Genomic DNA, 19,779 nt, shown 5'->3' with positions numbered 1-19,779 from the left:
CTTACTTCTCAATACATGCAGTAAGGTGTGCCTGCACTGGTTTAAAACTTTTTCTATGCATGGGTAACACGCCATGCTTTGCTAAAGCAGCAAAATGTGCTTGGGTTGGATACCCCTTGTGACCGTCAAAACCATATTGAGGATATCGCTCGTGTAACGCTAGCATATCGTCATCTCTGGTGACTTTTGCCAAGATGGAAGCTGCTGAAATTTCCGCATGTAATGAGTCCCCCTTCACCACAGCTTCAGCAGCATAGGTCCACTGGGGGATACGATTACCATCCACTCTGACAAACGTTGGTTTGATAATGAGATTATCCACGGCCCGTGCCATTGCTAACAGAGTTGCGTGCAGAATATTGAGTGAATCAATTTCTTCAGGACTTGCCCTGCCAATTGCCCAAGCGATAGCATTTTGCTTAATAAGTTCTGCATACCCCTCTCTTTTCTTGGCGGACAACTTTTTAGAATCGGTGAGCCCTGCAATGGGTTTTGCTGGATCTAAAATGACAGCTGCCGTCACTACATCGCCAATCAATGGGCCGCGGCCAACTTCATCAACCCCGGCGATCAGTTTACTCATTCATCACCTCGACTATAGCCTGAGCCGCCTGTTTATCCGCATCTTGTTTTAGCTTCTGATGCAACAGCGTAAATTTCTCGACCAGTTGTGAATTATCTTGTTCCAGGAAATGCAGGAGATAGCGGGCCATATTATTTGCGTTCACTTCACTTTGTAATAATTCCGGAATGATACGCTCATCCGCAAGTAAATTGGGTAAGCTGAAGTACTTAGCCTTGTAGATTTTTTGCATGATGCGGTACGTCAGTGGAGCCAATTTATAGGCTGCGACCATAGGACGCTTACATAACATCGCCTCCAATGTGGCGGTGCCAGAGGCAAGTAAAATCGCATTACTTGCAATCATCACATCTCTTGCATGACCTTGCACTAGATGAATTGACGTATCCATTAACTCTGGCGCGTGAATGTGTAAAAATTCGCTTATCTGATCAAATCGTCGTTGGTTTACTGCCGGAATAAAAAATACGGTCTCTGGCTTACTGGAAAGTACTCTCTTTATAGTGGCGGTAAAACTGGGTAACAAAGTTTTGACTTCCCCCCCACGAGAGCCAGGTAACACGGCTATCATAGTAAGGTCATCCGCCAGCTTGAGCTTTGCGCGGGCTGCCTGTCTATCTGGTTTGAGGGGTATAGCATCTGCCATGGTATGGCCGACAAAAGAATACGGGACGTTGTAACGATCGTAAACCAGGTGTTCGAATGGAAACAGCCCCAATACCCGGTTAGTCGCCTTAGCAATTTTGTGAATGCGTTTTTCCCGCCAAGCCCAAACCGTCGGACTTACATAATGTACGGTCTTAATTCCGCGTTGTTTTAACGCCGTCTCCACACGCAGATTAAAATCAGGTGCATCCACCCCAATGTATACATCAGGAGGATGCTTAAGAAAGTGTTCCACTAATTGCTTTTTAACTTTTAGAATAGCAGGGAGGTGCGCTAGCACTTCGGTTAAGCCCATCACTGAAAGCGTTTCCATTTCAAAAAGTGAATGGCAGCCTTCAGCCTGCATATTATCCCCACCGATACCCTCTATGATGGCATCGGGGAAGAGCACTTTTAATTCCCGAATCAGCCCTGCTGCGAGTACATCACCGGAAGGTTCGCCGGCGACAATTCCAATTCGAACGGGAGTGGTCTTCATGAGTGCTTAACGAATGATACCGCGTTCAGTATTTTCAATGAAAGATACAAGAGGTTGGAGTTCAGTTTGGCTCTGAGCACTGGCTTTGATTATCTGCAACGCTTCAGCCAGGGTATTATTGTTTCTGTAAAGCGCTTTATATGCACGTTTGATGGCCATGATCGCCTCACTGGAAAATCCTCGGCGGCGCAAACCTTCAGAATTAATCCCCTGTGGAACAGCTTGATGACCCACCATGACAAATGGCGGTATATCGCGAAGAATAATTGCACCCGCACCTACAAAGGCATGAGCGCCAACTTTACAAAATTGGTGAATTCCGCAGGCGCCTCCCAGAATGGCAAAGTCACCAATATGAACATGTCCGGCAACCGCTACGTTATTGGCGATAATAATGTTGTCACCTAAAATACAATCATGGGCAATGTGTGCATTAACCATGATCAAATTATGGCAACCAATTTTTGTAAGACTCTGATCTTGAACGGTACCGCGATGTACCGTACAGCCTTCACGAAATATATTGTTATCGCCGATAACTAACCTGGTAGGTTCGCCAGCATATTTCTTATCCTGACAATCTTCACCAATGGACGCGAATTGATAAAAATGGTTCTTCTGACCTATTGTCGTTTCGCCTTTTATTACAACATGCGATTCGAGTACACAGTCATCGCCAAGCGTAACGTTGTCGCCGATATAAGAAAAAGGGCCGACCTTTACATTTTTTCCAATCTTCGCTTTGTCTGAAATGACAGCGGTTTGGTGGATCACGTTATTTCATCTCTCTCATTGCACACATAAACTCTGCGATGCAGGCATCTTCGCCGTCTACACTCGCTTTGCCTCTGAATTTCCAAATACCACGCTTCTCTTTGACAAGCTCAACATCAAATTCCAGGCGGTCCCCGGGTACCACCGGGCGCTTGAAACGAGCGTTATCTATTCCGGCATATAAGTACAACTTGTCGCTTTTGCCCATGGTTTTAAAGCCTAACACGCCTGCCGCCTGAGCCATAGCTTCGAGTATTAACACGCCAGGAAAAATAGGTTGACCAGGGAAGTGCCCCATAAAACATGGTTCATTAATAGTTATATTTTTATACGCTTTAATTGATTCGCCGGTAACATAATCGGTTACGCGATCAACAAGCAAAAAAGGGTATCGATGGGGTAATAGATCGAGAATTTCCTGAATATCGATCGTATTGAGTGAATTGGCCAAAAGTTTCTCCTATGCCACACCCTGCTTCAGCCCACATGGCGAAGCAGATTGCCGTTAATGTTATAAGCGCGGCAACCATACGCTTTTCATCGTTAAAAACAAATCAGACCAACGAAAGAAATATTGGTCTGATGTTTTTGCGAAGAATTTAGCACATCTAACAGGTGCTAACGAACCAAATTAGTTGGTTTTCTTAACCTGTTCTAATACTTGTTCTGATAAGTCATGCTCTTCTTTTGAATAAGCCACTGCCCCAGATGTAAGGACCAGGTCGTAATCGCCCTGTGCAGCTACCTTGTCGATCGCTTGCTTGATCAACGCAATTAACTTATTGCGTTCTTCGTTCTGACGGCGCTGAATATCCTGTTGTAAAGGCTGAGCCTTCTCAGTCAACTTTTCTCTAACGCCCATTATTTTGTCTTGCAGTTCTTTCTTTTCCTGCTCACTCATGGTGGCAGCATCACGCTGTAATCTCTCAGCGAAGAACTGGCCATCTTTTTGTAGTTGATTGACTGCGTCAATCTGATCTTTAAATTCTATTTGGATCTTATTAGCGATTTCAGCCGCCTGAGGCATTGCCTGAAACACACCTTGCACATCTACCAAACCAATTTTTTGCTCAGCCATGGCCGACGTACTAATAAGCGCACTACCAAACATCGCTGTCGCTACGATATGTTTTGCCAACTGTTTCAAAAGAAACTCCTTTCTTGTTGTTTACCGGTATGGACCGAAATTATTAAAATGTTTGTCCAATATTAAATGTAAAGAATTTCGCATCATCACCGTCACGTTCAGTTAACGCACGAGAGAAACTAAATACCATTGGACCCATAGGTGAAATCCATTGTACCGAAATTCCAGCGGAACTACGATACAGTTTCCAGTCAGAATAGTCTAATAAAGAACCGCCTCTAGGGTCCTGCTGCAAGGATTTGAATTCGTTATAATCAAACTCTGTATCCCACACATTTCCCACATCTACGAACAAACTTGTGCGTACAGAATTATCCATGCTCTCTTCTACAAAGGGTGTCGGCACAATCAATTCCAATCCGCCCAGGGCCATGGCATTTCCCCCCAGACTACGACGGGAAATAGAGATAGTGTCTGACATCGGGTCAGCAGGATAAGGTGTGCCGTCGGGACCTTGTGTAGAGACTGATGAAATTCTCGCTATACCGCGTGGGCCAACCGTATTATTTTCGAAACCGCGTAATGTATCCGAACCACCTGCGGTAAAGTTTTGTGTAAATGGCAGAATCTGATCGTTACCATTAATATCACCATATCCGTTACCATACCCTAAGCGAAGTCGGGTTAGCACCGACCATCTTTGATTTCGCGTGAGCGGGAAATAAAACTTGGTATCGAAAATAGTTTTAAAATAATTCACGTCTGAATCAGGCGTGGTGATCGAGAAAGATGCCTGTTGTGAGGAACCTGCTGTGGGGAACAACCCTCTGTTTAGCGTATTTCTGCTCCAACTAACACTAGCCAAGACACTGTCATATTCTACCGCTGCATCAGGATCACTGTCAGAGGTGAATTGTCTATAAAACTTTTCAGTTTGCTCGTAATAGCCTCTGTTGTATAACTCAACGTCTGAGTAGGTTAGGCCAAAATTAATCCGATTAAATTCGTTAATTGGATAGCCAATATTTGCGCCTACAGACCATTGCTTGGAATTGTATCGAATCACGTTGAAGTCCGATCCATCAAACTCACTATAACTAACGCTACCACCAAGGCTGATCCCATCAATGGTAAAATAAGGGTCGTTATAAGTGACTTGTGCGGAACGTTGATAGGAAACCGTACTGATATTAAAGCCCAGACGCTTACCGGTACCTAAAAAGTTATCCTGCTGGATACCCGCCTGGAGGCTCAACTTAGTTCTGTCGCCATAGCCAATACCTGCAGTAAATGAACCTGAGGGCTGTTCTTTGACATTAAAGTTCACATCCACCATATCGTCCTGCCCCGGAATACGAATGGTTTCAAATTCCACGTCTTCCATGTAAGTTAGCCGTGAAAGCGCATTTTTAGACGATTCTAATGTAGCATTGGACAACCAGGTCCCTTCCATTTGTACCACTTTTTGTCTAAGCACTTCATCTGACGTCACCGAGTTTCCATTAAAATTAATGCGTCTTACGTAAATTCGTTTTCCAGGATCCACGGACAGGGTTAATTTTACCGTTTTGTCTTCATCGTTGATTTCTGGAACGGTTCTTACGGTTGGGTAGGCATATCCAAAGCGCCCTAGATACTTGCTGATAAACTCTTCTGTATAAGTCACTTCAGCCTGGTTGTACAATTCACCAGAAGTGAGCGGGAGTACCTGCATAATATATTCTTCGTGACCAAGTACATCTCCCACCAGCTCGACGTCAGAGATGGTATATTGCTCTCCTTCAGACACGTTTAATGTCACATAGATACCATCTTTTTCTGGGGTCATCGAAACTTGCGTGGAATCTACATTGAAACGAAGGTAACCGCGGTCCAGGTAGTAATTACGCAATGACTCCATATCGCCTTGCAGGGTTTGTTGCTGGTAACGGGTTTCAGATAAAAAATCCCACCACGGAGTATCAAACTGTAATTCCCAATTTTCAAACAATTCTGCATCGGTAAAGAGGGTATTGCCCACCACGTTAATCTGCTGGATTTCAGCGGCGTCCCCCTCCTCAAACGAAAATTTCAAATCGACACGATTACGGGGAAGAGGCGTTACAATTGCATCAACTTCAGCGTTATATTTGCCGATGCTGTAGAAAAAGTCTTTCAGGCCATTTTCTATTGATACTAAGACAGTTTTATCGAGGGGTTCACCGACACGTATTCCATTCCCATCCAGGCTTTCCTGCAACTGTTCGTCTTTAATATCATCGTTTCCATCAAAGGTAATAGTGCTGATAGTAGGACGCTCAGAAACGCGCACTACCAGAGTATTACCTTCTCTTGCGACGGCAATGCGTTCAAAGTGAGTGGAGGAGTATAGAGAGCGGATCAGCTGGGTTACCCGAAAGTTGTTCAGCTGATCTCCCACTTGAATAGGAATATAAGTAAGTGCAGCACCTAAGGCTACACGTTGTAAACCTTCAACTCGAATATCTTCAACAACAAATTCACTGTCCGTTGTCTGAGCGTTGGCAAAGCTAGCACTGGATAAAAGGATTCCGGCTGCTACTAACTGTTTTAACTTCATCTATTTTTATTTTCCTGGCCGTGTTTGCTGATTTGCGCACCTAAGAGAGCTGGTTACTGTTTTACCTGGTACTTTTTACTCATCAGGTGATACGGCTTATATCATTAAATATGGCGATACTCATTATGGTGAACAATAACATACCACCGATTCGAAATCCCCACTCCTGCACCTTTTCAGGGACAGGTTTGCCGGTAATTAGTTCAATCATATAATACATTAAATGACCACCATCCAGCATTGGCAAGGGAAGTAGGTTGATAATGCCTAAATTGACACTTATCAACGCAAGGAAACTCAAGAAATAAACCAAACCGTACCCAGCGCTGACTCCAGCCCCTTGCGCGATTGAAATGGGTCCACTCAAACTTTTAACGGACACGTCACCGGTTACCAGTTTGCCAATCATCTGGACACTTAACGTAACCAGGCGCCAGGTTTTATCTGTTGCTTTAATAAATCCGTCGATAGGACCGTAATGATGAGTAAAAACATACCCTTCTGGCCAGGGGGAGAACTCTGGGCTTACGCCTAAATATCCCTGTAACCCCTCAGCGGATTCGCGTTGACCTATTTTAACTTGCACCTCTACGTCGTTATTCTCACGAACGATATCAATTTGAGAGGTCTCTCCAGGACGTTCCTGGATAATGGCCACCACGTCCTCCCAGCGGTCAACCGCCTTGCCATTTACCGCTTTTACCACATCGCCAACCTGAATATTAGCTTCGTCGGCAGGGCTTCCCTCACCTACCATACCAATCGTAAGCGTAGGTTCGGGCCTGAATGGGGTAAATCCCAGGCTACCCAACGCAGATTCCTTGTCGGGATCAAATTGCCAATGGCTTATGTCCAAAGTGAGTTGGCGAAGTGAGCCGGAAACTTTCCTCACTTGAAGAGGAAGTTGCTCATCGCCTATAAATGAAACCAATTCCAGATTGACTGACTCCCAATCTGAGGTTGGTTTATTGCCGACAGCAAGGATGGTATCGCCTGCTTCCAAATTGCCTTCGGCAGCAATACTGCTAGGCTGAATTTCGCCCACAACGGGTTTGACGGTCTCTATACCAATTGAATACATCAACCATAAGGCAAGAATTGCAAACAGAAAATTGACACCTGGACCGGCGGCGATAATTGCCATACGTCGGCCCAGTGATTGGTTATTGAAAGCGCGATGACGATCTTCAGCTTTTACTTGATCCACTCTTTCATCAAGCATTCTGACATAGCCGCCTAAGGGAATAGCGGCGATAACATATTCAGTGCCATCTTTACCAAGACGACGCCAGAGCGGCTTACCAAATCCGATGGAGAACCGTTCGACTTTCACCCCGCAACGTCGGGCGACATAAAAATGTCCCCACTCGTGCACGGCGACTAAAATACCCAGTGCGACGATAAACGCCCCCAGGCTCCATAAAAATGCGAACACTAACTCAAACCTCTGATAACTTCGTGGGCAACTTCCCGTGCGCGTCTGTCTTGCTCCAGAATCTGTTGGAGTGAAGAAACCCTGATTGGTTCCAACAAATTTAACGTTTCTTCGTTTACTTGACTGATCTGGGTGAATTTTATCCGTTTTTTGAGGAAAGCTTCAACTGCTACTTCGTTGGCGGCATTTAAACGGGTGGTTGCACACTGCCCGTCTGCACAGGCATCAATCGCCAGTTTCAGGCACGGATAACGTTCAAAACAGGGCGTATCAAAATCGAAGGAAGCGACAGTGGCAAAATCCAAGTAATCTACCCCCGCCTCAATTCTTGTGGGAAACGCCATGCCGTGTGCTATTGGCGTTCGCATGTCGGGATTTCCTAATTGGGCAATAACAGATCCATCAATATATTGCACCATAGAATGGATAGTACTTTGGGGATGAATTACCACTGATATGTCGTTTGGTTTGGCACCAAACAACCAGCAAGCTTCAATAAACTCCAACCCTTTATTCATCATGGTGGCCGAATCTACGGTGATTTTACGGCCCATATCCCAGTTGGGATGCGAACATGCTTCATCAACGGTAATATCTGCAAAGGTGGATAATTCCCGGGTTCTAAACGCGCCACCGGATCCCGTCAGCAAAATACTGTGAATACCTGAAGCTGCAAAATTCCCGTATTCATAATTATGAGGAAGACATTGGAAGATCGCATTATGCTCGCTGTCAATCGGCAGTATAGTCGCGTTGGACTGTTTCGCAGCTTCGATAAACAGAGCACCTGACATCACCAATGCTTCTTTGTTTGCTAACAGTACTTTTTTACCTGCACGCACTGCGGCAAGGGTTGGCATCAAGCCGGCTGCCCCTACGATAGCCGCCATTACGGCATCAACCTCTGAGGCACTGGCGACATCTTCTAGCGCCTGACTACCGCAGAGGATCTCTGAATGAAATTCACTTAGCGTTGCTGCGTATTCCACGGCCTTTTGATATGCTGATTCATCGGAAATCACCACATATCGGGCTGCACACGACTGCGCCTGGTTTAACAGCTTTTCAATCTGAGTATGCCCTGTTAAAGCAAAGACCCGGTATTTATCCGGGTGACGTTGAATGACATCAAGTGTACTTACACCAATAGAACCCGTGGCGCCAAGTATAGTAATTGTCTGCATTACGCCATCCACATGACATAGCAGAATGCGAATACGGGAAACGCTGCCGTCAAACTATCGATGCGATCAAGAATGCCACCATGACCAGGCAATATTCGACCACTGTCTTTTATCCCCTCACAACGTTTCAGCATACTCTCGTTTAAATCACCTAACGCAGATACACCCACGGTAATCCCGCCGATTAGTAAATGCAGCCAGATACGTGAAGGCTCAACCTGATAATGTAATGCAGCAAACGCTATAATGGCTAAAGATGCGGCAACTCCGCCAATCAGACCTTCAAATGTTTTACCTGGTGAAACATTGGGACGTAATTTGTGACGGCCAAATTTGACCCCGACGAAAAAAGCGCCAATATCCGCTGCCCATACAATACCTAACACATAGAATATGAGAGAGGCGCCATAGAGCGGATCAATATCAAACAAACTTGTACGTAACGAAACAACCCCTACCCAGGTTGGAATTAGGGTTAAAAAACCAAATACACTACGTAGCTTTACACTTTTTCGCCAATAACTGGAATAACGTGGGTAAGCAGAGATCATGGCCAGAGAAAACGCCCACCAGATAACGGCAATAAACAGGATAAACTGATACAGGCCATGCAGTTGGCCCTGATGCCAGATCAAACTATTATCCACCACCATTGCTAATACCATGCAAGAAAGAAACATTGCTACCATGAAAAGCAGCTTTTTAGGACGTTCCTTAATGCCCGACATGTTCGCCCACTCATATCCACCCAACCCGACCACCGCAGCAATCACTATTTCGAACCACCAGATGGGTAAAAACAGGATGGCAATAAGTGCCAGTGGGGCCAGAATTAACGCCGTTACTATTCTTTGTTTAAGCATGATTAGGGTTTCAGATTCGTCAGAGTGAGAACTGTCCTTGGTTATGTGTAATTAATACTGTTTGCTTAGCTGACTTGTTCACCAGTAAGACCAAAGCGTCGTTGGCGCGTTTTATAGTCGTTAACCGCCGCTTGAAATGCCTCTTCGTTGAAATCAGGCCAGAGTACATCGGTAAAATATAACTCTGCATAAGCACACTGCCATAATAGGAAATTACTCACCCGATGTTCGCCACCTGTTCTTATCAATAGATCCAGTTCAGGCATTCCGAAGGTGGAAATATGAGCATTAAATCGGCTTTCATCAATCTGATCAGGCTCAATCTTGCCCTGCTGAGTCTGCATAGCTAGTTGTTTGGCAGCATTAACTATATCCCAGCGTCCGCCATAATTAGCTGCAATATTTAAAACCAAGTGGTCATTCTGGGCAGTAAGTGCCTCGGCTTTACGAATTTTAGTTATAAGCTTTTCATCAAACGCTGATACATCGCCTATTACCTTTAAACGCACCCCATTTTTATTCAGTTTCTTAACTTCACTGTTGAGCACTAAGTTAAACAGATCCATTAACACGGACACTTCTTCTTCGGGGCGTTTCCAGTTTTCGCTACTAAATGCAAATAACGTTAAAGATTGAATATCCGTTTGACGCGCGAACCTCACTGCAGCTCTCACCGACTCTACACCGGCTTTGTGTCCAAAGGTTCTAATTTTCCCTTTTTTCTGCGCCCAGCGTCCGTTGCCATCCATAATTACAGCCACGTGCTTTGGACCCGCAACAGAATCAAGTGTTTGCGCGCTATTGTTTTCAGAGGTTGAAGCCTGACTTGCGTCAGGCTGTTTGGTTTGGCGAGACCGCTTTGCCAGCATAATCGGCTTAAACTTCCATTAACTCTTTTTCTTTGTCTGCCAACAGAACATCAAGCTTTTTGATATACTCATTGGTCAGCGTTTGAATATTTTCTTCAGCTGCACGACTTTCGTCTTCACTGATCTCTTTTTCCTTTAGCAATTCTTTTACATCACTATTGGCATCGCGGCGAATATTGCGCACTGCGACACGTCCCTGTTCAACCTCATTGCGAACTACTCGAATCAGATCCTTACGGCGTTCTTCGGTCAAAGGGGGCAAAGGTATTCTTATCGCAGCACCTGCACTCATTGGGTTGAGACCCAAATCGGATTGCATTATTGCCTTTTCGACGGCCTGAATAGCGCTTTTATCGAATACCGTCAGGGCTAAGGTACGGCTGTCTTCTGCCACCACATTGGCAACCTGTTTCAATGGTGTATCCACGCCATAGTAAGGCACCATGATGCCATCTAATAAGCTTGGATGTGCACGACCCGTGCGAATTTTACTTAATTGACTTTTTAATGCACTAACGCTTTTTTCCATACGTTCCTGGGCATCTTTTTCAATTTCATCAATCACAATCGTGTTCCTATTTTTCTACTAATTTAATTTTTCGGCGTGGTCGATCAACGTGCCTTCTGGCTCACCCATTACCACTCGCTTCAAACAACCCGGCTTATTCATATTAAACACTCTGATGGGGATTTTGTGGTCCCGCGCCAGAGTAAAGGCGGATAAATCCATAACTTTTAATTCTTTTTCCAGTACTTCCTGGTATGTCAGCTGACTATACAGGGTGGCATCCGGATTCTTGACGGGATCATCACTAAACACGCCATCGACTTTAGTGGCTTTCAATACTGCGTCCGCTTCTATCTCGATCCCGCGTAAACAGGCAGCGGAATCTGTTGTAAAGAACGGATTCCCCGTGCCCGCAGAAAAGATCACCACGCGACCGGACTTTAACAAGCTAATTGCTTCTGCCCAGTTGTATGCATCGCAGACGCCATTTAACGGGATTGCAGACATAAGCCTGGCGTTAACAAAGGCTCTGTGCAGCGCATCACGCATTGCCAGGCCATTCATCACCGTAGCAAGCATACCCATGTGATCGCCAACTACGCGATTCATACCCGCTTTGGCCAATCCCTCGCCACGAAAAAGGTTTCCACCACCAATAACTAATCCAACCTGAACACCAAGCTCAACCAACTCTTTAATTTCCTGCGCCATTCGATCCAATACTTTAGGATCGATACCGAAGCCTTCAGCTCCCATCAGCGCTTCCCCACTTAACTTTAATAAAATTCGACGATAAGCAGATTTAGGTGTGATACTCATTAGTTACATAATCCTCATCAAGGCGGCTGGTGTCATTTTTCGTTTAACAAAAAATCACAGCAATCGACTTCGCTAGACTGGTGTAAAAGTTTAGCGTTTTAATGCCTTAAGGCAAACATTCGCTGACGAGTCCCGTCACTTAAAAAAAAGCACCTCTAATGAGGTGCTTCGTAGTGTATCGGACATTCACAAAATGCAAAAGTCTAAGTCACACTTATTTCTTTGCAGCAGCCATTTGTGCAGCGACTTCTGCCGCGAAATCTTCAGATTTCTTCTCAATACCCTCACCCACTTCGAAGCGGATGAAGTTTATCACGTCAGCGTTTTTGCTTTTGACAAGCTCACCAACAGTCATAGAAGGATCTTTAACGAAAGGTTGACCCGTTAAGCTGATTTCGCCAGTGAATTTCTTCATGCGACCTGCAACCATTTTCTCAGCGATGTCAGCTGGCTTACCCGACTGCATAGCGATTTCGATTTGGATCTCTTTCTCTTTTTCTACGACTTCAGCAGGAACCTGCTCAGGTTTAGTGAACTGTGGGCTAGCTGCAGCTACATGCATTGCTACATCTTTTGCTAACTCTTCGTCACCGCCGTTAAAAATAGTGATTACGCCAATACGACCGCCATGTACGTACGCGCCTAGGTTGTCACCTTCCACGTTGATAACACGACGTGGTGAAATATTTTCACCAATTTTAGCCACTAACGTATCACGTACATCAGAAATTTTCTGACCATCAAGCTCTGCGTTATTCAGTTCTTCGATGTCGTTGATATTGTTTTCGTGTGCAACATCAAGGATCTGGTTACCGAACTTAAGGAAGCCTTCATCACGTGCTACGAAGTCAGTTTCACAGTTAAGTTCAAGCATCGTCGCACGGTTACCACTAACTTTCGTCAGGATTACACCTTCAGCTGCAATACGACCCGCCTTTTTGGCTGCTTTAGCCTGACCAGATTTACGCATGTTCTCAATGGCCAGCTCGATGTCACCATCAGTTTCCATCAGAGCCTTTTTACAATCCATCATGCCTGCGCCGGTGCGCTCACGTAGTTCTTTAACTAGTGCTGCAGTCACTGCCATTTTTCAATTCCTCAGCAATAAATTAATTTGATAGGTAAAAGGGGCATGTCGCCCCTCTAAATAAGTATTCTACTCACATCACTGACAATTAAGTCGAAACAAAACTCTCAGTTATTTATGTCAGTATTATTCAGCAGTTTCGACGAAGTCGTCTTGCTCAGCTTGTGCTTCAAGGTTGTTATTACGACCTTGATTAACCGCATCAGCAGCAGCATTTAAGTAAAGCTGAATGGCACGGATCGCATCGTCATTACCAGGAATGATGTAATCAACACCATCTGGGTTTGAATTTGTATCGACTACACCCACAACCGGAATACCCAGGTTGCGTGCTTCAGTTACTGCAATGTGCTCATGGTCGGCATCGATTACGAAGATACAGTCTGGCAGGCCACCCATATCTTTAATACCGCCTAAGCTGCTTTCAAGCTTATCCATTTCACGCTGTAACATAAGCGCTTCTTTCTTGGTCAGTTTCTCGAAAGTTCCGTCCTGGCTTTGCTGCTCCAGGTCTTTCAAGCGACGGATTGACTGACGCACTGTTTTCCAGTTTGTCAACATTCCACCTAACCAACGCTTGTTTACATAAAACTGATCACATTTTTGTGCCGCTTCCTTTACTGCTTCACCAGCAGCACGCTTAGTGCCAACAAAGAGGATTTTACCTTTCTTAGAAGCTACACCTGAAATGTAGTTAAGTGCTTCATTGAAAAGCGGAACAGTTTTCTCAAGGTTGATGATATGAACTTTGTTACGTGCACCAAAGATGTAAGACTTCATCTTAGGGTTCCAGTAACGAGTTTGGTGACCAAAGTGCACGCCAGCTTTCAGCATGTCACGCATTGAAACGTTTGCCATGTTTAATTCCTCAAATGGGGTTAGGCCTCCATACACCCTTTTTATCGATCCAATTCAATGGACACCCCGACAAAAAGTGTCGATGTATGTGTGTTATTTAAGTTAATTTACTCCAGTTTCATACTCGGAAGAAACGGAGTTTGCAAATTGCGGGCGCTTTATACCACGACCAGCTGCAAGACTCAAGTTAAAGGGGAAATAACAGTGTCAGCGGATGCGGATTCTATCCTCCCAGACTATACAGGTAGCCGACTTAACGCTACCATAAAAAGACATGAAGGCGGGTAAGCTTACTTGCTTTGCCGAACGGTTTAAAATTTGAGATTGAGGAATACAGTGGCAGCCATCATTAAAACAGCTGAAGAAATAGAAAAAATGCGCGTAGCTGGGAAATTAGCGGCAGACGTATTAACCATGATCACGCCTTACGTTAAGAAAGGTGTCACCACGGATGAGTTAAATACCTTGTGCCATGATTACATTGTGAATGTTCAAGGTGCCATTCCCGCCCCCCTCAACTATGGACACCCCCCTTTTCCGAAATCCATCTGCACGTCGGTTAATCATGTAATTTGTCACGGTATACCTGCTGATAAAAAACTAAAAGACGGTGACACCCTAAACATTGACGTAACTGTAATAAAAGACGGATATCATGGCGACACCTCGAAAATGTTTGTGGTAGGCAAGCCCAGTATCCTGGCCGAGCGTTTAATCCGAGTCACTCAGGAATGTTTATACAAGGCTATCAAATTAGTTAAACCAGGCATTACCTTAGGAGATATCGGGCATGCCTGCCAACAACACGCTGAAAAACATAACTATTCAATTGTGCGTGAGTATTGCGGACACGGCATCGGCGCAGGGTTTCACGAAGACCCACAGATCGTTCACTACGGAAAGCCTGGTAGCGGTGAAAAAATCGAAGCCGGTATGTGTTTCACTATAGAGCCGATGGTGAATGCGGGTAAACGTTACAGTAAATTACTACCTGACCAGTGGACCGTTGTAACAAAAGATCGCAGTCTTAGTGCACAATGGGAACATACGTTACTCGTCACCGATAACGGAGTAGAGGTGTTAACGTTGCGGGATGAGGAAGACCTGCCGCGTATTATCAGCCACGGCTGATAGAATATTGAATAACTATTCAATCTATTCGGCACTGTATGCGATCATTTGAAAAATGATACAGTGCCAGGATCTTTACCATTATTAATTGACCACACGGGACCAACAACTTGAGCCTGCAACCGCTAATTGACCAGATTGAAGACATTGATTCCATCAACGATATTGCGGCGATAAAGCAGTGTATTAATGACAGCTATAAATGGCTTAGCGACTCTTTCGCGCAAGTCGCAGTGAATCAACTGGTAACAGGTAGGGCTACTTTCGTGGATGCGGTGTTGTCGCATTTGTGGGAGCTTACAGGCCTGGATCAATATGATGATATTGCGTTATGCGCCGTTGGCGGTTATGGGCGAGGTCATTTACAGCCATACTCTGACGTCGATCTCTTGATTGTCAGCCAAAAGAACCTGCCTCATCCCGTGGAGGAAAAAGTCAGCCAATTTATTACTCTTTTATGGGACATTAAGCTTGATATAGGCCAATCAGTTCGAACAATTAAAGAAACGGTTAAGCTGGCCAAAGAGGATATAAGTATTGCCACTAATTTGGTGGAATCCAGATTACTGTGTGGTAATGAACAAGTCTTTGATGCTATGTGGGAGGCGGTTAATAATAAACAGGTTTGGACTTCCCAGGCTTTTTTTAAAGCAAAATATGAAGAACAAATAGCTCGACATGCTAAATTTCATGGTACGGCTTACAACCTTGAACCAAATATAAAAGAGAACCCAGGTTGTCTTCGAGATATTCAAACGATTGGCTGGGTAGCCAAAAAACATTTCAAAGAGTATGACGGCTGGAGTCTGGTAGGCCATGGCTATTTCACCGAACAGGAACATAGCGAACTGATTACCTGCCGCATGCATTTATGGCGAATGCGCTTTGCCTTACATTTGGTGGCGGGGCGGTCTGAAAACCGCTTACTATTTGATTATCAGGCTGATGTCGCTGAACTATTGGGTTATGGTGAAGAGAGTAAGCCAGCGGTTGAGCAAATGATGCGCGACTTTTTCCGTATTCTTCGCCAGGTTTCCGAACTCAACAGCATGTTATTAAAACGGTTTCGATACGAACTACTTGATCATAATGTGTCGCAGACTAAACAGGTCAACGACAAATTTTGTTTATTGGATGGCATGATATCGCCTCTTTCCGATGATGTTTTTTCTTCACCAGAAGATATTCTCGACTTTTTAAACACTGTAGCTAACACCCCTGATGTGGACGGGTTAGATACAGATTGTATTCGCCAGTTACGTAATGCCAGACAAAAATTCAGCGGACAGTATTTTGTCGAACGGGAGTCCTGTCGTACCCGCATGATGAAGCTGTTGCAGCAGCCCCACTTTTTTGATTTCGGCTGGGATATCATGCACAAATACGGCATTCTGCAGAGCTATTTACCCGAATGGGATGCTATCGTAGGGATGATGCAGTTCGACCTGTTTCATGCATATACTGTGGATGAACATACTCACAGATTGGTCAAAAACATCAATCGTTACTATTCCAAAGATAATACCGAGTTCCCACGATGCAGGCGTATCGTTCGCAACCTGGATAAACCCGAGCTACTGTACATCGCGGCCATATTTCATGACATCGCCAAAGGGCGAAACGGCGATCATTCATTGTTAGGGGCCGTAGACGTGCTGAAGTTTTGTGAAACTCATGAAATCGCTAAAGTCGATTCACAGCTTATCAGCTGGCTGGTCGAGAATCATTTGTTGATGTCGATGGTGGCGCAACGACGGGATATTTATGATCATGAAGTGATCAACGAGTTTGCTACAGCCGTTCGCACACATAAGCATTTGGAACTTCTTTATGCACTCACACTTGCCGATATTCGCGCGACTAATGATAACCTGTGGAATGACTGGAAAGCCTCGTTGCTAAAAGAGCTGTATTTAATGACTAAAAAGGCGCTGGATAACGGTCTGCAGTGTCGTGATACCCTTAACGACCGCATTGATTTACACCGAGAAACGGCGGCAAAGCTGTTAAACGCCAAAAACGTGGATGAACACGCGGTGGCACAACTGTGGGAACGATTAGAAGACGACTATTTCATTCGCTTTTCACCTGACCAGATAGCCTGGCATACGCAACACATTATTCACGCCCAAAACGGGCTGCTAAAGGCTAATCCTGAAGCCATTCTAGTCAAGGCCAGCGATGACATCGCCAAGGGCGGTACTGAGATATTAATCTATGGTAAAGACCGTAAAGCATTGTTTGCTCAGGTTGCATCAGTGCTCGATAGCCGTAATTGTTCAATTCACGATGCCCACATTACGGTCACCGCCGATGGCTATGTGTTTGACAGCCTGATTGTGCTGGAAAATGATGGTACGCGTCTTACCTCAGAATCGCGTATTCGTAATCTTGAAAAAGTCATTACTGAACAGTTATTAAAGCCTGGGCGCGCGCACAGTAATAGTCGCAAAATTTCCCGTCAGATGCGGCAACTCGATGTACCAACCAAGATTCGTTTTTTCGGTGCAGGGGATGATGCCACATTAGTTGAGCTAGAAGCGCTGGATGCCCCTGGTATCCTGGCCAAAATCGGCCATGCTTTTGTCGATTGCGGTGTCGTACTAAAGCTGGCGAAAATCGCTACAATTGGCGAGCGCGCAGAAGACATTTTTATCGTTTGTAACGATGAAGGCGAAGCCCTGTCACCGGAACAGCAAATCAAACTTAAAAAACGTATTTTATTTAAACTCGACCAACTTGAAGACATCAATATATCATGACTGACATTAAACAAATCATCGAAGACGCTTTCGAAGCCCGCGACACTATTTCTCCGTCGAAAGCTGATACTGAAGTAAAGGCGGCAGTGAGTGAGGCCATCCGTATGCTCAATAGTGGCGAAGCCCGTGTCGCGGAAAAAATGGCAGGTGAATGGGTAGTTCATCAGTGGTTGAAAAAAGCGGTTCTGCTTTATTTCCGCTTACATAATAATTCGGTCATAGAAGGCGCCGAAAGCCGTTTCTTCGATAAAGTACCGCTAAAATACACAGATTATACGCAGCAACAGTTCGAACAGGAAGGCGTGCGGATAGTTCCACCAGCGGCTGTTCGTACAGGCAGCTATGTAGGTAAAAACGTGGTGGTCATGCCCTCTTATGTCAATATTGGTGCCTATGTGGACGAAGGCTGTATGGTAGATACCTGGGCTACCGTTGGCTCATGCGCACAGATTGGCAAAAACGTGCACCTCTCAGGTGGCGTAGGTATAGGTGGTGTGCTTGAGCCATTACAAGCGAACCCAACCATCATTGAGGACAATTGTTTCATTGGTGCGCGCTCAGAAATCGTTGAAGGGGTGATTGTGGAAGAAGGAGCGGTTATTTCCATGGGCGTCTACATTGGACAAAGCACGCGAATTTATGACCGCGAAACGGGCGAGATTCACTACGGACGAGTTCCTGCAGGTTCTGTAGTGGTGCCTGGCAACCTGCCCGGGAAAGATGGTACATATAGCCTGTATGCTGCTGTGATCGTAAAGAAAGTAGATGCGAAAACGCGGGCAAAAGTAGGAATTAATGCGCTATTGCGAAGTGTTGAATAAAAGATGTTCACTGCAGTGTCATATTAATCCGCTTTGAACGCATACTTGCCGACAGGTTGAAGTAAGGGCATGGGCTGCCCTTACTCACTCTGCCCACTAATAGAATCTTCTTTGTTTTATCATCTACACAACATCATTTCTAACCGTTGAGCTGGCTGAGTTTTTCCTGCTCGACGCGTGTACGTTTCTCGTACTCTAGGGCTAAGGCGTGGTCTGCTAAAGAAATGAAGCTTAACGTGCCCCCCCCGAAACCACTTTAATTTTGTAATCGCAGAGCCTGCCACGAGGGCGTGTAATACCTAGTCGCAGGATGTTGCAGGGCAACTTAATTGCCCCAGCAGTCTATAATGCTATAGAGGCGATAACATCCTTGTCAGTCATAGGTTTTATGTGCACGAGTAAACTCTATTTAAGTGGGTTAATAATAATGGCTAACTTAAGCTTTGCTACAGAACGGGAGGCTACCGTTTGTGGCTGGTTTAAGGAAAGATTTATGTTTGCGTTATGGAGCGCAGCCACGCCCTCACCAGACAACGCGAGAGTAGCCAACAATACTCTGATTTCGCGCGTTAAATTTCGAACTGCTGACAACAGACTACTGGCGGGTTACAAGTATCAGGCCCACGCCACTGAGAATGAAAAGCCCAAAGGCTACGTTTTGATGGCACTTGGAAATGCAATGATCGCAGACCAGATGATTAATTATATGCAACCATTTTCCCAGCGAGGTTACGACGCATTTATTTATGATTATCGCGGTTATGGGCGTTCACAAGGAAAGCGCAGAATTAAGGCTTTTATACTTGATTATGAAGAACTGATTGAGGCACTTAACACGCAGTATGATCGACGTTTACTGTACGGTGTCTCGCTGGGGGGCGCCGTGATCACTAATGTAATCAGCAAGGGGGTGCAATACGACCGCGCCGTCATCGATTCGAGCCCGAGTCGGTTTTCACCTTATGGCTGCCCGGACTGGCTTGATCCGGTTAACAATATTCCAGAGAAAGTGCCAAACGTAATGGTTATAACCGGCTCTATTGATGGGGTTCTTGGTCCTGACATGACTACAGAATTAAGAGAGAAGGCCGTAGACCACGGCGCAACTGGTTTTAACGGTTCCAATTATAACCACCCCTTCATGGACACTGATGAATCGATTCATGCGCAAAGGATGGAGATGATCGTGAACTTTCTTGATACCCAGCACTAATACCGATCGCTTTTCTGCTGCTATGGGCCGACCATATGTTCCACGCTATTGTTACGTCGCCTA

18 protein-coding genes are annotated in these 19,779 nt (G+C 45.1%); 4 read left to right on the top strand and 14 right to left on the bottom strand.

Annotated features, from left to right (window positions below):
* Window position 1 precedes the first annotated feature (1 nt).
* The 14 genes from rnhB to rpsB all read right to left on the bottom strand — a co-directional run bounded on the left by rnhB (window position 2) and on the right by rpsB (window position 13,789).
* Complete coding sequence (rnhB, locus tag OPS25_RS03425) at window positions 2-583, bottom strand: ribonuclease HII (RefSeq protein ID WP_265616262.1); 582 nt, start codon at window positions 581-583, stop codon at window positions 2-4.
* Window positions 576-1,727, bottom strand: coding sequence for a lipid-A-disaccharide synthase (gene lpxB, locus OPS25_RS03420; protein WP_265616261.1), 1,152 nt, complete (start codon window positions 1,725-1,727; stop codon window positions 576-578). The genes rnhB and lpxB overlap by 8 nt, the downstream gene beginning before the upstream one ends.
* A gap of 6 nt (window positions 1,728-1,733) precedes the next feature.
* A complete protein-coding gene (gene lpxA, locus OPS25_RS03415; RefSeq protein ID WP_265616260.1) occupies window positions 1,734-2,501 on the bottom strand; it encodes an acyl-ACP--UDP-N-acetylglucosamine O-acyltransferase in 768 nt (255 codons plus the stop codon).
* Window position 2,502: 1 nt separating this feature from the next.
* A complete protein-coding gene (fabZ, locus tag OPS25_RS03410) occupies window positions 2,503-2,952 on the bottom strand; it encodes a 3-hydroxyacyl-ACP dehydratase FabZ (protein WP_265616259.1) in 450 nt (149 codons plus the stop codon).
* Window positions 2,953-3,132: 180 nt separating this feature from the next.
* Window positions 3,133-3,648 carry an OmpH family outer membrane protein gene (locus OPS25_RS03405; RefSeq protein WP_265616258.1) on the bottom strand — a complete coding sequence of 172 codons (516 nt, stop codon included), beginning with the start codon at window positions 3,646-3,648 and terminating at the stop codon, window positions 3,133-3,135.
* A 43-nt stretch (window positions 3,649-3,691) separates the two neighbouring features.
* The gene (bamA, locus tag OPS25_RS03400) at window positions 3,692-6,166 is read right to left on the bottom strand and encodes an outer membrane protein assembly factor BamA (RefSeq protein WP_265616257.1); all 2,475 of its coding nucleotides are present in this window, start codon (window positions 6,164-6,166) and stop codon (window positions 3,692-3,694) included.
* A gap of 82 nt (window positions 6,167-6,248) precedes the next feature.
* The gene (rseP, locus tag OPS25_RS03395) at window positions 6,249-7,601 is read right to left on the bottom strand and encodes a sigma E protease regulator RseP (protein WP_265616256.1); all 1,353 of its coding nucleotides are present in this window, start codon (window positions 7,599-7,601) and stop codon (window positions 6,249-6,251) included.
* Window positions 7,601-8,785 carry a 1-deoxy-D-xylulose-5-phosphate reductoisomerase gene (ispC, locus tag OPS25_RS03390; protein WP_265616255.1) on the bottom strand — a complete coding sequence of 395 codons (1,185 nt, stop codon included), beginning with the start codon at window positions 8,783-8,785 and terminating at the stop codon, window positions 7,601-7,603. The genes rseP and ispC overlap by 1 nt, the downstream gene beginning before the upstream one ends.
* Window positions 8,785-9,648, bottom strand: a complete 864-nt coding sequence (locus tag OPS25_RS03385) for a phosphatidate cytidylyltransferase (protein ID WP_265616254.1) — start codon at window positions 9,646-9,648, stop codon at window positions 8,785-8,787. Before OPS25_RS03385 ends, ispC begins: the two co-directional genes overlap by 1 nt.
* Before the next feature lie 65 nt (window positions 9,649-9,713).
* Complete coding sequence (gene uppS, locus OPS25_RS03380) at window positions 9,714-10,517, bottom strand: polyprenyl diphosphate synthase (protein ID WP_265616253.1); 804 nt, start codon at window positions 10,515-10,517, stop codon at window positions 9,714-9,716.
* 7 nt (window positions 10,518-10,524) lie between these two features.
* A complete protein-coding gene (frr, locus tag OPS25_RS03375; RefSeq protein ID WP_265616252.1) occupies window positions 10,525-11,082 on the bottom strand; it encodes a ribosome recycling factor in 558 nt (185 codons plus the stop codon).
* Between the two features lie 21 nt (window positions 11,083-11,103).
* Entirely contained in the window at window positions 11,104-11,844 is a 741-nt protein-coding gene (gene pyrH / locus OPS25_RS03370; protein ID WP_265608857.1) for a UMP kinase, read from the bottom strand.
* 214 nt (window positions 11,845-12,058) lie between these two features.
* Window positions 12,059-12,931, bottom strand: coding sequence for a translation elongation factor Ts (tsf, locus tag OPS25_RS03365; RefSeq protein ID WP_265616251.1), 873 nt, complete (start codon window positions 12,929-12,931; stop codon window positions 12,059-12,061).
* A gap of 126 nt (window positions 12,932-13,057) precedes the next feature.
* Complete coding sequence (gene rpsB / locus OPS25_RS03360) at window positions 13,058-13,789, bottom strand: 30S ribosomal protein S2 (protein WP_265616250.1); 732 nt, start codon at window positions 13,787-13,789, stop codon at window positions 13,058-13,060.
* 336 nt (window positions 13,790-14,125) lie between these two features.
* Between rpsB and map the strand changes: the two genes are divergently transcribed.
* The 4 genes from map to OPS25_RS03340 all read left to right on the top strand — a co-directional run bounded on the left by map (window position 14,126) and on the right by OPS25_RS03340 (window position 19,716).
* Window positions 14,126-14,920, top strand: coding sequence for a type I methionyl aminopeptidase (map, locus tag OPS25_RS03355; RefSeq protein ID WP_265616249.1), 795 nt, complete (start codon window positions 14,126-14,128; stop codon window positions 14,918-14,920).
* Window positions 14,921-15,030: 110 nt separating this feature from the next.
* The gene (gene glnD, locus OPS25_RS03350; protein ID WP_265616248.1) at window positions 15,031-17,682 is read left to right on the top strand and encodes a [protein-PII] uridylyltransferase; all 2,652 of its coding nucleotides are present in this window, start codon (window positions 15,031-15,033) and stop codon (window positions 17,680-17,682) included.
* Window positions 17,679-18,503: a 2,3,4,5-tetrahydropyridine-2,6-dicarboxylate N-succinyltransferase gene (gene dapD / locus OPS25_RS03345; RefSeq protein ID WP_265616247.1), complete on the top strand. Its 825-nt coding sequence runs from the start codon at window positions 17,679-17,681 to the stop codon at window positions 18,501-18,503. Before glnD ends, dapD begins: the two co-directional genes overlap by 4 nt.
* 493 nt (window positions 18,504-18,996) lie before the next feature.
* Window positions 18,997-19,716: an alpha/beta hydrolase gene (locus OPS25_RS03340; protein WP_265616246.1), complete on the top strand. Its 720-nt coding sequence runs from the start codon at window positions 18,997-18,999 to the stop codon at window positions 19,714-19,716.
* Window positions 19,717-19,779: the final 63 nt, after the last annotated feature.

This window comes from Alteromonas aquimaris, from assembly GCF_026183695.1.
GTDB lineage: Bacteria > Pseudomonadota > Gammaproteobacteria > Enterobacterales > Alteromonadaceae > Alteromonas > Alteromonas aquimaris.
Note: the sequence above shows the minus strand (reverse complement) of the source record. Positions and strands in the feature narration are given on the sequence as shown.